At 62.9% G+C, this 13,666-nt stretch carries 16 protein-coding genes; 5 read left to right on the forward strand and 11 right to left on the reverse strand.

The window, feature by feature from the left end:
- Window positions 1–18 precede the first annotated feature (18 nt).
- Together ATY77_RS11815 and ATY77_RS11825 are read left to right on the forward strand one after the other, a co-directional pair.
- The gene (locus ATY77_RS11815) at window positions 19–1,017 is read left to right on the forward strand and encodes a flagellin (protein ID WP_088687464.1); all 999 of its coding nucleotides are present in this window, start codon (window positions 19–21) and stop codon (window positions 1,015–1,017) included.
- Between the two features lie 401 nt (window positions 1,018–1,418).
- Window positions 1,419–2,084: an OmpA family protein gene (locus ATY77_RS11825; protein WP_011426055.1), complete on the forward strand. Its 666-nt coding sequence runs from the start codon at window positions 1,419–1,421 to the stop codon at window positions 2,082–2,084.
- Window positions 2,085–2,136: 52 nt separating this feature from the next.
- On the opposite strand, the gene ATY77_RS11830 is transcribed toward ATY77_RS11825, so the two are convergent.
- Window positions 2,137–2,544: a DUF2000 family protein gene (locus tag ATY77_RS11830; RefSeq protein ID WP_088687465.1), complete on the reverse strand. Its 408-nt coding sequence runs from the start codon at window positions 2,542–2,544 to the stop codon at window positions 2,137–2,139.
- Between the two features lie 45 nt (window positions 2,545–2,589).
- Here ATY77_RS11830 and ATY77_RS11835 point away from each other — a divergent pair, with 45 nt between their 5' ends.
- Entirely contained in the window at window positions 2,590–3,489 is a 900-nt protein-coding gene (locus tag ATY77_RS11835; RefSeq protein WP_088687466.1) for an AraC family transcriptional regulator, read from the forward strand.
- Between the two features lie 21 nt (window positions 3,490–3,510).
- Here the strand turns inward: ATY77_RS11835 and ATY77_RS11840 are convergent, their stop codons facing one another.
- The 5 genes from ATY77_RS11840 to ATY77_RS11860 form a co-directional block, all read right to left on the reverse strand.
- Window positions 3,511–4,122 (reverse strand): ATP-dependent Clp protease proteolytic subunit, encoded by a 612-nt coding sequence (locus ATY77_RS11840; protein WP_088687467.1) that lies wholly within the window; start codon window positions 4,120–4,122, stop codon window positions 3,511–3,513.
- Window positions 4,123–4,168: 46 nt separating this feature from the next.
- Window positions 4,169–4,528 (reverse strand): SRPBCC domain-containing protein, encoded by a 360-nt coding sequence (locus ATY77_RS11845; protein WP_088687468.1) that lies wholly within the window; start codon window positions 4,526–4,528, stop codon window positions 4,169–4,171.
- A complete protein-coding gene (locus ATY77_RS11850; protein WP_064822371.1) occupies window positions 4,525–4,839 on the reverse strand; it encodes a metalloregulator ArsR/SmtB family transcription factor in 315 nt (104 codons plus the stop codon). The genes ATY77_RS11845 and ATY77_RS11850 overlap by 4 nt, the downstream gene beginning before the upstream one ends.
- A 193-nt stretch (window positions 4,840–5,032) precedes the next feature.
- Window positions 5,033–6,127, reverse strand: a complete 1,095-nt coding sequence (locus tag ATY77_RS11855; RefSeq protein WP_088687469.1) for an AbrB family transcriptional regulator — start codon at window positions 6,125–6,127, stop codon at window positions 5,033–5,035.
- A 211-nt stretch (window positions 6,128–6,338) separates the two neighbouring features.
- Window positions 6,339–7,241 carry a LysR family transcriptional regulator gene (locus ATY77_RS11860; protein ID WP_088687470.1) on the reverse strand — a complete coding sequence of 301 codons (903 nt, stop codon included), beginning with the start codon at window positions 7,239–7,241 and terminating at the stop codon, window positions 6,339–6,341.
- Between the two features lie 90 nt (window positions 7,242–7,331).
- On the opposite strand from ATY77_RS11860, the gene ATY77_RS11865 reads away from it, so the two are divergent.
- Complete coding sequence (locus ATY77_RS11865) at window positions 7,332–8,366, forward strand: aldo/keto reductase (protein ID WP_088687471.1); 1,035 nt, start codon at window positions 7,332–7,334, stop codon at window positions 8,364–8,366.
- Window positions 8,367–8,369: 3 nt separating this feature from the next.
- Here ATY77_RS11865 and ATY77_RS11870 read toward each other — a convergent pair whose 3' ends face one another.
- The 5 genes from ATY77_RS11870 to ATY77_RS11890 form a co-directional block, all read right to left on the reverse strand.
- Entirely contained in the window at window positions 8,370–8,759 is a 390-nt protein-coding gene (locus tag ATY77_RS11870) for a RidA family protein (RefSeq protein ID WP_088687472.1), read from the reverse strand.
- A 16-nt stretch (window positions 8,760–8,775) separates the two neighbouring features.
- A complete protein-coding gene (locus ATY77_RS11875) occupies window positions 8,776–9,546 on the reverse strand; it encodes an amino acid ABC transporter ATP-binding protein (protein ID WP_088687473.1) in 771 nt (256 codons plus the stop codon).
- Window positions 9,547–9,556: 10 nt separating this feature from the next.
- Window positions 9,557–10,222, reverse strand: coding sequence for an amino acid ABC transporter permease (locus ATY77_RS11880; protein ID WP_088687474.1), 666 nt, complete (start codon window positions 10,220–10,222; stop codon window positions 9,557–9,559).
- A 4-nt stretch (window positions 10,223–10,226) separates the two neighbouring features.
- A complete protein-coding gene (locus tag ATY77_RS11885; protein WP_088687475.1) occupies window positions 10,227–10,889 on the reverse strand; it encodes an amino acid ABC transporter permease in 663 nt (220 codons plus the stop codon).
- Between the two features lie 116 nt (window positions 10,890–11,005).
- Complete coding sequence (locus ATY77_RS11890; protein ID WP_088687476.1) at window positions 11,006–11,854, reverse strand: transporter substrate-binding domain-containing protein; 849 nt, start codon at window positions 11,852–11,854, stop codon at window positions 11,006–11,008.
- Between the two features lie 296 nt (window positions 11,855–12,150).
- Between ATY77_RS11890 and ATY77_RS11895 the strand changes: the two genes are divergently transcribed.
- Window positions 12,151–13,563: an FAD-linked oxidase C-terminal domain-containing protein gene (locus ATY77_RS11895; protein ID WP_088687477.1), complete on the forward strand. Its 1,413-nt coding sequence runs from the start codon at window positions 12,151–12,153 to the stop codon at window positions 13,561–13,563.
- The last annotated feature ends 103 nt before the right edge of the window (window positions 13,564–13,666 follow it).

Genomic DNA, 13,666 nt, shown 5'->3' on the forward strand with positions numbered 1-13,666 from the left:
TTTTGGAGTTTAGTTCCCGTGAGTATTTATCAGCGCGTCTCCGTGGATGCGGCGCTCTATGTGCTGCGCGATATCAATCGCAATATGACGGTCACGCAGAATCACATCACGACGGGCATGCGTGTCGCCAAAGCGGCCGACAACGCCGTCTACTGGTCGATCGCCACCACCGCCCGCACCGACAACAAGGCCATTTCGGCCATTCAGGACGCGCTCGGCATGGCGGCTGCGACGATGGGCACGGCCTATACCGGCGTCCAGAACGTCATCGACGTCGTCTCCGAAATCAAGGCCAAGCTTGTCGCCGCCACCGAGGAGGGGGTCGACAAGACCAAGATCAACGAAGAGCTCAAGCAGTTGCAGGAGCAACTGCGCAGCGTGTCGGAATCGGCGACCTTCAACAGCGACAACTGGGTGATCCTCAACAATGACGCGACGCCGACGCAGCCGCGCCAGATTCCGGCTTCCTTCATCCGCAATGCCGACGGCACCGTCTCGATCGGCATGTTGAGCTACCATATCGACAATACGCCGGTCGGCGCCACCACGTCCAAGGATGCGCGCTACCTGATCGACGACCGGGCCACCGGCTCGGGCGAATACGGCGTGCTGACCTCGACCTATTTCGCCACCGAGCTCGGGGCCGCGCAGAACTACGTGCTGATGACCAGCAAGAACGGCACCACCGCCGGCCAGGTCGTCATTTCGTTGTCTTCGACCACCACGAAAGGGCAGATCGGCCAAATGATCAGCGTCGTCGACGCCGCGCTGACGCAGCTGACCACCGTCGGCTCGGCCTTCGGTGCGCTGGAAAAACGCATCGAGCTGCAGAACGATTTCGCCACCAAGCTGCACGACAACATCACCGCCGGCATCGGCCGGTTGGTCGATGCCGATATGGAGGAGGAGTCGAGCAGGCTGAGGGCGCTGCAGACGCAACAACAGCTCGGCCTGCAATCGCTGAACATCGCCAATGCGACTTATGACACGGTCAGGCAGCTGTTCCAGAATTTCTAAAGGTTTGATTGGAAGAGGGGAGCGGCGCAGCGCTTTCTATCCGACTATTGATCACCCAGGATGCCGGCGGTCGATTTGGAGGGCGCGCTAACCCACCCTCCTTCATTCCTGTGCTCGTCACAGGAATCCAGCACGCCCAAGTCCTTGGGCGCGAAAGACTTTTTCTATTGTCGTATTAAGTAATTCACCGCGCGGACGCGCGGTGGCTGGATTCCTGTGACGAGCACAGGAATGGGGTAGGCAGAGTGGGCGCGCCGCTAAAACTGGTGATATCAGCGCATTGCTGCAACATCGCCGTTGTTTCGGCGCCTGAAATTCCCCTATCAAGAGAATATTTTCATCTTCTTGCCGCAATCCTTGCCATTTGCTCGCAGCAGCTTCGAACGGAGACCGTCCTGTCCATGATCAAGAAATTCGTACTTCTGGCTGTCGCAGCAAGCTATCTCAGCGCCTGCACGACCACCGATCCCTATACTGGTGAGCAGAAGGTTTCCAATACGGCGGGCGGTGCGGCGCTCGGTGCGCTCGGCGGCGCTCTCGTCGGTGTGGCCGTCGGCGGCGGCGGGCACGGAAAGCGCAATGCGGCGCTGATCGGCGCCGGCATCGGCGCGCTCGCCGGCGGCGCGATCGGCAACTACATGGACCAGCAGGAAGCAGAGCTTCGCGCCCAGCTCGAAGGCACCGGCATTTCGGTGACCCGCAACGGCGACAACATCATTCTCAACATGCCCTCGAACATCACCTTCGACGTCGATCAGGATGCGGTGAAGCCGGGCTTCTACCCGACGCTGAATTCGGTGGCGATCGTGCTGCGCAAGTTCAACCGCACGCTGATCGACGTCAACGGCCATACGGATTCGACCGGCAGCCTGCAGCATAACCAGGATCTGTCGCAGCGCCGCGCGCTTTCGGTTGCCGATTATCTCGGCGGCCAGGGCATCGACCAGCGCCGCGTCTCCGCCGTCGGCTTCGGCCCGTCCCAGCCGGTCGCCTCCAATGCAAGCGAGGCCGGCCGCGCCCAGAACCGCCGCGTCGAAATCCAGATCGCACCGATCACGCAGGGCTGAGCCCCGTCTCGCAGCGTTTGCGGAAAGGCCGGGTCATGCCCGGCCTTTTTCGTCAGTGCTGCATCGTCGCACCCTTGGTGATCTTGTCGACGATCTTCTTTTCGGCGCGCAGCGCGATGCCCACCACCTTGGCATCGTTGGGCGCAAATTCGGCGAAGACGGCGCGGTTGGCCGCGTCGTGGCCGGTGGCAAACATTTCCTCGATGAAGAGCGAGGCGGTGACATCCCGCTCCAGCGCCCGGCGGTGAATGGTCGACATCACCGCCTCCTCGGCGGACAGCACGATGATCGGCTGGATCGACAGCGGATAGTAGATGTTGCCGGCACGGTCCTTGTAGGGTTCACCGAGGATCTCGGGATGCCCGCCGGCGATGCCGGTCATCAGGAAGGCGGTGACGTTCAGCTTCTGCCAGGCGGCAAGATTGTTTCGCAGGACGACGGCGATTTTGGTATCAAACATCGGACGGTCTTTCACCTATATCAGGGTTATGGAGTCTCGGGCGCCTTGAACCAGGATCTACATCCGCAGGTCTTCGAAGGTCTTGAACGTTTGTGCACGGGGCCGTCCGGCAACGGCATCCTGACGGCGCCGGCCTTTCCCGGCATCGAGCGCATCGGCGCGCAATTCTCCGGCAACGCCTTCGAGCCGCACCGGCACGACACCTACGCGCTCGGCGTCACGCTGAAGGGCGTGCAGACCTTTACCTATCGCGGCGAGCGGCGCTTCAGCCTGCCGGGACAGGTGATCGTGCTGCACCCTGACGAGGAACACGATGGCGGGGCGGGAACGGAGGACGGGCTGCAATACCGCATGCTTTATCTGGAGCCGGCGCTGCTGCTCGAATGCCTGGAGGCGGAAGGCCTTGGCCTGCCGTTCGTCGATGAGCCGGTCATCGGAGATCCGGCGCTGGCCGGCGTGCTGCTGGCCGCGCTCGGCGAACTCGACCGCGAACTGGACGAGCTCTTCGTCGACGATTTCGTGTCACGGGTGACGGGCGGCTTGTCACGGCACGCGCGGCTGCCGCGCCGGCCGCTCGGGGCGATCGCCTGGCGGCAGACACAGGCGGCGCGCGATTATCTTGAAGCGCATGCCACGCGGCCGGTTCATTCCGGCGAACTGGAAGCGGTCACCGGGCTTGATCGTTTCGCGCTGTCGCGGCATTTCCGGGCGGCCTTCGCCACGAGCCCGCATCGCTACCTCCTGATGCGGCGGCTGCAGCAGGCCCGCGCCATGATCGGCGCCGGTGAGGGCATTTCGGACACGGCGGCGGCGACGGGCTTTGCCGACCAGAGCCACCTCAACCGCCACTTCAAGAAGGCCTACGGCATGACGCCCGGGCAGTGGTCAGCACTCGTTCACGGCAACAGAACGTCGCAGGCCTTGAGAAAACAAGTGTCGCTTTAATCGGGATTTTTGCGGCAAGGCTTACAGGCTGCTCGTGTCTTCGCGAACCTTCAGGATACGGTCGATAAGACCCCATTCGAGTGCTTCCTCCGCCGTCATGAAGCGGTCGCGATCCATCCCGTGCTCGAAATCTTCGTAGGAACGTCCGCAATGCTCCGCGTAGAGCCGCGTCATGCGTTGCTTGGTCTTTAAAATTTCCTCGGCGTGAATCAGCATGTCGGAAGCCTGCCCTTGAAAGCCGCCGGAGGGCTGGTGAATGAGGATACTGGCATTGGGCAATGCGGCTCTTCCGCCGGGTTCGCCTGCCATCAGCAGGAACGATCCCATTGAACGGGCTGTGCCCATGCAAAGTGTATGAACCGGCGCACGGATGAAGCGCATGGTGTCGTACATGGCCAGGCCGCTGGTGACGACGCCGCCCGGCGAATTGATATAGAGATTGATGGGCTTGTTGGGGTTTTCCGCTTCCAGAAACAGCAGTTGCGCGCAGACGAGCGCCGAAACGGTATCGTTCACCTCGCCATTGAGGAAGATAATCCGCTCGCGCAGCAGCCGGGAATAAATATCAAAGGATCGCTCCCCGCGGCTGGACTGCTCTATGACCATAGGGACGAGTTGCATCGCTTCGCGCATCCGCGACCTCCAGACTTTCAGAATTTTAGGGGGAAGGCTCGCCGTATCAGGCGGCGAGCATGAGCGGCGGGCTGTTGCTGTTCGCCGGCGCTCTCGCCGTTCCATCGAACCTTGCGTCCGTCAGTTCGTGGACGATCCGAAGGCAGGTTCCGCCAGTGGCATTCGGGGTGATCGTGAACGTCACGGTGCTTTCGAGGAAAGGCGGGTTATCGTCACGCAGCTTGTAGCGAACTTCCTGGCCGGGGGTGACGGTGATCGCATCGGGATCAGCCAATGCCTCCTTCGGCAACCACCTTTCCCGAAGTTCGGGAATGGTGACGGCACGCCAGACCTTTTGCGGCGGATCGCCCAAGTCAAACTCCAACTCGACGCCGCTATCCCTCTCCTTGGTCTTCGCTTCGTTCATTGATCCATGTCCTTCAGCAAGACTTTGAGTGCTGCGATACGCTCTGGCCAATAGGCGCGGTATTTTGCAAGCCACTGGGCGATGAGAGCCAACCCATCGGGATCGACTTCGTAATTGACGAAACGCCCCTGTCGTTCTTCCCTCACCAGCTTTGCACTGCGCAGAACTGCGAGGTGTTGCGACATCGCCGGCTGGCTGATGTCCATGCCCTCGCGCAAGGCGCTAGCGTTCATGCTCCCTGCCGCCAGCTTCTCGAAGATCGCACGGCGGGTCGGGTCTGCCAAAGCTCGGAAAAAGTCATTCTCGATCATGTAAATACATAAGCACGGACTTATGCGATTCGCAAGCTATTTCGACGCGGCTTTCTGTTGCTGCGGAAATCCCAAGTTCAACGACGGACCTCTCGGCATCGAAAAATGAGAGGAATTCCTTGTCGCAAAACCGCTGTTCAAGCGACGGAGCGAAGGAAGACGGGACTTCGTCCGGATTCTTGGGCCGCCTGCATCAGGCGGGATTTTCCGCGAGGCCGGAACGGCGGGCGATGAAGCGGGCGAGTGCCGGGCCGATCAGCAGAATGACGAGGAAACGGCCGGTTTGCATCGCCATCACGAAGGGCACGTCGACATCGCTCGAGGCGGCGATGATGGCGACGGAATCGGCGCCGCCGGGGCTGGTGGCGAGATAGGCCGTCAGCGGATCGATGCCGGCGAAGACGTGAAGGGCGGCCGCCATACAGCCGCACAGCGCCATCAGCACGACGATGCAGGCAGACACGCGCGGCAGGGCGCGCGCCACGTGGCTGATGATCGAGCGGGTGAAACGCAGACCGATGCTCCAGCCGACGAGCGCATAGGCGATGGCAAGCAGCCACATCGGCAGCTCGATCTTGAGCAGGCCAATACCCTGCAGGAAGGCGCCGAGAAAGAGCGGCACGATGATCATGCCGCCCTGGATGCGCAGGCGGCGTACGCCATAGGCGCAGAAGCCGGCGAAGGCGAGGGTCGCCGCAAGGGCCGGCCAATCGACTGCGGGGAAGAGGACGAGCGGCGGCGGCTCGGCGCCGTCTGCCGCCACCCAGAGGCGCGAGATCACCGAAGCGCCGACAGCGACGAAGACGACGCGCAGATACTGCATGAAGGCGACGAGACGGGCGTCGGCGCCATAGGCTTCCGACATGATGACCATGGCCGACGCCCCGCCCGGCGAGGAGCCCCAGACGGCGGTCGTCCCGGGCAGCACCTGCCAGCGCGTCAGGAGCCAGCCGAGGCCGGTGGCGATGGCGATAACAGAGAAGATGAACAGCAGGAAGAGCGGCGCGTCCTTGGCCATGGTGCCGAGAATGTCAGGCGTGATGGTGCGCGCCATCATCAGCCCGACGAGAACCTGGGCGAGTTGCAGCGGCCAGAGCGGCACGCGGAGCTTTCCCTTGCCGACGGTCAGCGCCAGAACGATTGCCGCCACCATCGGCCCGATCAGCAGCGAGGCGGGCAGGGAGAAGAGTTCGAGGAAGACGGTGAAAGCGGTGGAAAGCGTGAGCAGCAGCGCCCATTTCGGCAGGCCGACATCCCGCAGCAGGCGGCGTGCGTGGCTGATTGGCATGATTCCCCATGTCTTTTCCGGCCGGTGCCAAGCCCTGAGGCTGAGGATGGGAGGAAGCTCCGGCATGACGAAGAGAGGCCGGCTCAAGGGCCGGTCGGCGCGGCTCCGGTATAGGCGGGCGCTGCAAGCGCGGTCAATTGCGAAATCTGGCTTCCCGGCCATCCCTCATGCGAATTCGATTCAAGCCGCTGCTTCAAGCCATTGATATCGATCAGAGATGCACATGGACGACGAGGAAATCGAGCAGGGCGCGCACGCGCGCCGGCAGCGGTCCGCCCTGGCCCATATAGAGGGCGTAGAATTCCTCGGTATCGCCGGGATTGGCCGTTTCCAGCACCGAGGCCAGCCGGCCGGCCTCGATATCGGCGCGCACGGTGAAGGCGGCCAGCCGCGCAAGGCCGGCGCCTGCGAGCGCGAGATGGCGCATGGCTTCACCATCCGCGACCTGCACGCCGGGCGTGATCGGGACCGTCACGGTCTCGCCGCCTTCCCGGACCGGCCAGCCCTCGACGGCGCGGGCGTAGGAAAAGCCGATGCGGCAATGGCGGCGGAGATCGGCGACGCTCAGCGGTTCGCCGTGACGCCTGAGGTAATCAGGCGAGGCGACGATGATCTTGCCGGTAGCGCCGAGCTTGCGGGCGATGAGGCTGGAATTCTTCAGCGGGCCGGTGCGGATGGCGACATCGGCGCGCTCCTCCATCAGGTCGATCACCTTGTCGGTGTGGGAAATATCCAGCGTCACGGCGGGATGAAGCGCCATGAAGGCCGGCAGGAGGGGAGCCAGCACATGGTTGCCGAAGGAGCCGCTTGTGTTGATGCGGATGCGGCCCGAGACCTCTTCGCCAGATGAGGCCTGGCGCTCGGCCTCGGCGATATCGGCGAGGATGGCGATACTGCGCTCGTAGAAGGCGCAACCCTCCGGCGTCAGCTGCAGCTTGCGGGTGGAGCGGTTCACGAGGCGGGCGCCGAGGCGCGCCTCCAGCCGGGCGACGAGTTTGCTGACGGCGGAAGGCGTCATCCGCCGGGCGCTGGCGGCGGCGGAAAAACCGCCGCGCTCGACAACGCTGACGAAGACTTCCATTTCGCCGGAGCGGTTGATGTCCTGACGGCTCATGATGAATTCAAGTCACAGATGATGTGCTGTGAGGCAATCTATATCAACGGAGCGGCCGGGTCTATCTCAGGAGAAGAAGGAGACAGATCCATGGAATACAGACATCTCGGTGCATCCGGCCTCAGAGTGCCGGTCTTGAGTTTCGGCGCGGGCACCTTCGGCGGCAGCGGCCCGCTGTTCGGCGCCTGGGGCAATACGGATGCCGGGGAGGCGCGGCGGCTCGTCGACATCTGCCTCGAAGCCGGCGTCAATCTCTTCGATACGGCCGACGTCTATTCGGCCGGCGCTTCGGAAGAGGTGCTCGGCCAGGCGATCCGCGGCCGGCGCGACGGCGTGCTGATTTCGACGAAAACAGCACTGCCGATGGGCGAGGGGCCGCAGGACTGGGGCACCTCGCCGGCGCGGCTGATCCGGGCGACGGAGGATGCGCTGCGCCGGCTCGGGACCGATTATATCGACCTGTTGCAACTGCACGCCTTCGATGCCTCGACGCCGGTGGAAGAGGTGCTGTCGACGCTCGATCTCCTCGTGGCATCGGGCAAGATCCGCTATACCGGCGTTTCGAACTTTTCCGGCTGGGAGCTGATGAAGTCGCTCGCGGCGGCCGAGCGCTTGGGCTATCCGCGCTACGTCGCCCATCAGGTCTATTATTCGCTGGCGGGGCGCGATTATGAATGGGAGCTGATGCCGCTCGGCGCCGACCAGGGCGTCGGCGCGCTCGTCTGGAGCCCGCTTGCCTGGGGACGGCTGACCGGCAAGATCCGCCGCGGCGAGCCGCTGCCCAAGGCAAGCCGGCTGCATGAGACGGCGCAATACGGGCCGCCCGTCAATGAGGAAAAGCTCTACGACATCATCGAGGTTCTCGATGCCATCGCAGACGAGACCGGCAGGACGGTGCCGCAGATCGCCATCAACTGGCTGCTCGGCCGCCCGACCGTGTCGAGCGTCATCATCGGCGCCCGCAATGAAGAGCAACTGCGGCAGAATCTCGGCGCGGTCGGCTGGAACCTGTCGAAGGAGCAGATCGAAAGGCTCGATGCGGTCAGTGCCGTCACGGCGCCTTACCCGTACTTCCCGTATCGGCGGCAGGAGGGCTTCGCGCGGCTCAATCCGCCGATCGTTTAAGGCTCAGCTCTTGTCGGCCCGGTAGGCGACGCAGTCGACCTCGACCTTGCAGTCCACCATCATCCGCGACTGGACGCAGGCGCGGGCCGGCGGGTGCTTGCCGAAATACTCGGCATAGACGCCGTTGAAGCTCCAGAAATCGCGCGGGTCGTCGAGCCAGACGCCGACGCGCACGACGTCCTCGATGCCGTAGCCCGCCTCATGCAGGATGGCGATCAGGTTTTCGATCGCCTTGCGGGTCTGGGGTACGATGCCGCCGTCGATGATCTCGCCCTTTTCCATCGGCACCTGGCCGGAGACATGAAGCCAGCCGCCGGCTTCGACGGCACGGGCAAAGGGCAGGGGCTGTCCGCCGGCGCCGGTTTCTCCGGCGCCGTAACGCTTGATCGTCATGGGATCTCTCTCTTCTTCAATTGAAACTGGATGTTTTCAGGAATTCCGCCAGACGCTGCGTCTTCGGCTGCACGAACATCTCCTTCGGATCGCCTTCCTCGCAGATCACGCCCTTGTTCATGAAGATGACGCGGGAGGAGACTTCATAGGCGAAGCGCATCTCGTGGGTGACGAGCAGCATGCTCATGCCATCGGCCGCCAGACCCTTGATGACCTGCAGGACTTCGCCGACGAGTTCCGGATCGAGCGCCGAGGTGACTTCGTCGAACAGCATCAGCCGCGGGTTCATGGCGATGGCGCGAGCGATCGCGACGCGCTGCTGCTGGCCGCCGGAGAGCTGGCCGGGATAGTGATCGGCGCGCGACGCCAGTCCCACCCGATCGAGCCATTTCTCGGCGACGGCGCGGGCCTCGTCGCGCGGCATCTTCTTCACCTTGACGAGGCCGAGCATGACGTTGCGGGCCGCCGTCATATGCGGAAACAGGTTGAACTGCTGGAAGGCCATGCCGGTCAGCGCCCGCTGGCGGGCGATTTCCCTTTCGCTCTTGCGCTTGCGCACGCCGCCGGACTGCTCATAGCCGATCTCTTCGCCGTCGAGCAGGATGTGCCCGCCCTGGAAGTCCTCCAGCATGTTGATACAGCGCAGCATCGTCGTCTTGCCCGAGCCGGAGGAGCCGATGATGGAGATCACCTCTCCCTGCTGCATGGTGCAATCGACGCCCTTCAGCACCTCGACCGTGCCGTACTGCTTGTGAAGCCCCTGAATTTCGAGAAGTACCTTGCTCATGATCGAGCCCTCACGATGGAACGACCGTCTTGCGCTCGACATATTTGCCGAGGCGCTCGATGCCGTAATTGATGACGAAGTAGAGAAGCCCCGCGAAGAAATAGAACTGGAGGCTCAGGAAATTGCGCGAGATGATCTCCTGCGTGCGCAGCAGCAGCTCGGCGACGCCGATGACCGAAAGAAGCGTCGAGGCCTTGACCATTTCGGCCGCCGTATTGACCCAGGCGGGCAGGAACTGGCGCAGCGCCTGCGGCCATAGAACGTAAGCGAAGGTCTGATTGAAGGTCAGCCCGATCGCCTTGGCCGCTTCGGTCTGACCCTTGGGGATCGCCTGCAGGCCGCCGCGCACGATCTCGCCGACATGCGAGGAGCAGAAGACCGCGAGCGCCAGCACGCCGGCCTGGAACGGGCCGAGCTCGATGCCGACAGTGGAAAGCACGTAATAGCTTGCCAGTACCAGCACCAGAACCGGCGTTCCCCTGATGAAATCGGTATAGGCGCGCACGATGAGCCGCAGCACGCGGTTGCCGTAGACGAGCGCCAGCCCGACGAGCACGCCGAGCAGCGACCCGATGACGATCGCCAGCAGCGAGATCGACACGGTGACGCCGAGCCCCTTGAGAATGACGAAGCGGGCGATCCAGAGCTGGTCGAGAAAAGCAGTAAAACCGGTCATGACATCACCTCGGAACGGCAAGCCGGCGCTCGACGACGCGCAACAGCGCGGCGAGCACGGAGCAGGTTGCAACATAAAGGCCGGAGGCGACGATCCAGGTTTCGATGACGCGGAAGGTTTCCACGTTGATCTTCCTCGCCTCGAAGGTGAGTTCGGGCACTGCGATCGCAGCGGCGAGCGAAGTGTCCTTGAACAGCGAGATGATCGTCGAAGACAGCGACGGCAGGACGTTGCGCAGCATCAGCGGCGTGATGATCGACACGCGGATCTGCATCGGCGTCAGGCCGATCGCGAGGCCCGCTTCCGTCAGCCCTTTCGGAATGGAGAGCAGGCCGGCCCGGAACACTTCGGCAAGATAGGCGCCGGAATAGATCGACAGCACGGCGATGAAGCTCTGGATCTTGCCGATCCTGATGCCGAGCTGCGGCAGCGCGAAGAAGGCGAAGAGGACGAGAACCAGGATCGGCAGGTTGCGGATGATGGTGACGTAGAGTGCTGCGGGGCGCTGCAGCCAGCCGCTTTTCGAGATCAGGGCAAAGGCAATGATGAGGCCGATCGCTGCGCCGATGAGAATGGAAATGAACGCGAGGCCGAGACTGAGCAGCAGACCTTCGAGCAACTGGTCGAAGCTGCGCCAGACGGCAGCGAAATTAAGCGTATAACCCATGGCGCAATCCTGCAATCAAGGGTGAAGAACGGACGGAAGGGCCTTCGTCCCGGGAGCGACAATTCGGGGAGAGCGAATTTCGTCCCTGGGAGGAAGGCCCGCCGTCCTCGGCGGCCTTACTTGTATTCGACCGGGAAGCCGATCTGCGGCGGCGTCAGGTCCTTGCCGAACCAGGTCTTGAACGACTTGGCGTAGAAGTCGAATTCGACACCGGTCATCGCCTCGTGCAGGGCCGTGTTGACGAAATTCAGCCAGTCCTGATCGCCGCGCTTGACGCCGCAGGCATAGGTCTGCGGGTTCCAGCCGTAGCCGGCATCCTTATAGCGGCCTGGGTTCTGCGTCATGTACCAGGCGAGCGACGACTGGTCGGTGGCGACGGCATCGGCGCGGCCGGATTCCAGCGCCTGATAGATGAGGTCGACGGATTCATACTGATCGACGGTCGCTTCCGGCAGGGCCGCATGCACCATGGCTTCGGCATAGACGTTCTGCAGCACCGACACCGTGACGGAGGAGCCGGCCGACTTCAGCGCGGCATAGTCGGCATACTTTCCGTCCGACTTCAGCATCAGGCCGACGCCCTCGCGATAGTAGGGAATGGTGAAGGCGATCTGCTGGGCGCGTTCGCCGGTGACCGTCATGAACTGGCAGGTGATATCGACCTTGTCGGTGGTGATGTTCGGAATGCGGGCATCGGACGACTGATTGACGAACTCGATCTTGTCGGGGTCGCCGAACAGCGCCTTGGCGACGATGCGGCCCATATCGACGTCGAAGCCCTGAAGCTTGTCGTCGGCGCTCTTGAAGTGCCACGGCGCGTTGGTGCTGCCGGTGCCCATGACGAGATGGCCGCGAGCCAGCACTTCATCGAGCTTGCTCTTCGCCTCCTGGGCGGCGGCAGGCATGGCAGAAAGAATGAGAGCGGTGGCCAGCGAAAGCGCGCTGGTGCGGAGCGAGACGGTCATGATGGTTCCCCTTGTTTGAATGCTCAATTTGAGAATCCAATATATTGGACATGTGTCTTGTTTATTGGATTGGCCTATCGAGCGGCATGACCGATGACTTGTCAATAGGCAGGTTCAAGAAAAAGGCATGACCGGTGCGCGGGCAGGGCGGAGCGGCCGGGGAGGCGGGCCGCTACAACAAAGGGGGAATGAAAACTTCTGCCAATCTTAACTGGACAGCCGCTTTGACTTGCCCCATACCCGGCCTATCTGCGAAAGAGGATAAGCATCCGCGGAATGGCAGGGAGATCAAAGGGATGGCGCTGAAGGACGCGAAGGCCGGCATACGCAACGAGGCGGGGATATCAGCCGTGCTCGGCATTCTCAAGCAAAGCTTCGGCGAGCGCTTCCAGACCGGCCAGTCCTTCCGGGCCCAGCATGCCCATACGACGACCTACATCCCCTCGCAGCTGCCGGACGGGGTGCTCTTTGCCGAAAGTGCGGAGGATGTGAAGGCGGCGGTCAAGGCCTGTGCCGCCCACAAGGTGCCGGTGATCGCCTTCGGCACCGGCTCCTCGCTGGAAGGGCAGATCAATGCCGCAAGCGGCGGCATTTCCATCGATTTCAGCCGGATGAACCGGGTGCTTGAGGTCAATCCCGAGGATCTCGACTGCACGGTCGAGCCGGGTGTGACGCGCGAGGAGCTGAACGTCTACCTGCGCGATACCGGCCTGTTTTTTCCGATCGATCCCGGCGCCAACGCCTCGATCGGCGGAATGACCTCGACGCGGGCCTCCGGCACCAATGCCGTGCGCTACGGCACGATGAAGGACAATGTGCTTGCCGTCACCGCCGTCACTGCCAATGGCGAGGAGATCCGCACGGCCCGTCGCGCCCGCAAATCGTCCGCCGGCTACGATCTGACGCGGCTCTTCGTCGGCGCCGAAGGCACGCTCGGCATCCTGACCTCGGTGACGCTGCGCCTGCAGGCGATCCCGCAGAAAATCGCCGGCGGGGCCTGCGCCTTTCCGAGCGTCAAGGCCGCCTGCGACGCGGTCATCATGACGATCCAGATGGGCATTCCGGTGGCGCGCATCGAGCTGCTCGATGCGGTGCAGATGCGGGCCTGCAATGCCTATTCGGGGCTTTCTTACACTGAGAGCCCGACGCTCTTCCTCGAATTCCACGGCACCGACGAAACCGTGCCGCTGCAATCGGCGGCTTTCGCCGAGATCGCGGCCGAATGCGGCGGCGGCGAATTCTTGTGGACCGCCAATCCCGAGGAGCGGACGAAGCTCTGGAAGGCGCGCCACGACGCCTATTGGGCCTCGAGGGCGCTGGCGCCCGGGCTTGCCGCACTTTCGACCGATGTCTGTGTTCCGATATCGAGGCTTGCCGATTGCGTTTCTGAAACGCAGGCGGACATCGAGGAACATGGGCTGCTCGGCCCGATCGTCGGCCATGCCGGCGATGGGAACTTCCATGTGCTGCTGCTGTTCGACGACAAAAGCGCCGAAGACATCGCCAGGGCCGAGCGCTTCGTGGAGCGGCTCAACAGCCGGGCGCTCGAAATGGACGGAACATGCACCGGCGAACACGGGATCGGGCAAGGCAAGATGGCATTTCTCGAGCAGGAGCTCGGAGGCGCCGTGGATCTGATGCGACAGGTGAAACGGGCGCTCGATCCGGACGATATCTTCAATCCCGGCAAGATCTTCCGCCATGGCTGAAAACGAACATCCTCATGAAGTTGGGCCTTGCCCCCGGCATGAATAGCGCTAGAACAGGATGATTTCAGGCTGCGGCGGCCTGATGTCTGAATCCTGTTCTTCA

The sequence above is a fragment of the Rhizobium sp. R634 genome (assembly GCF_002211305.1).
In the GTDB taxonomy this organism is placed as follows: Bacteria; Pseudomonadota; Alphaproteobacteria; order Rhizobiales; family Rhizobiaceae; genus Rhizobium.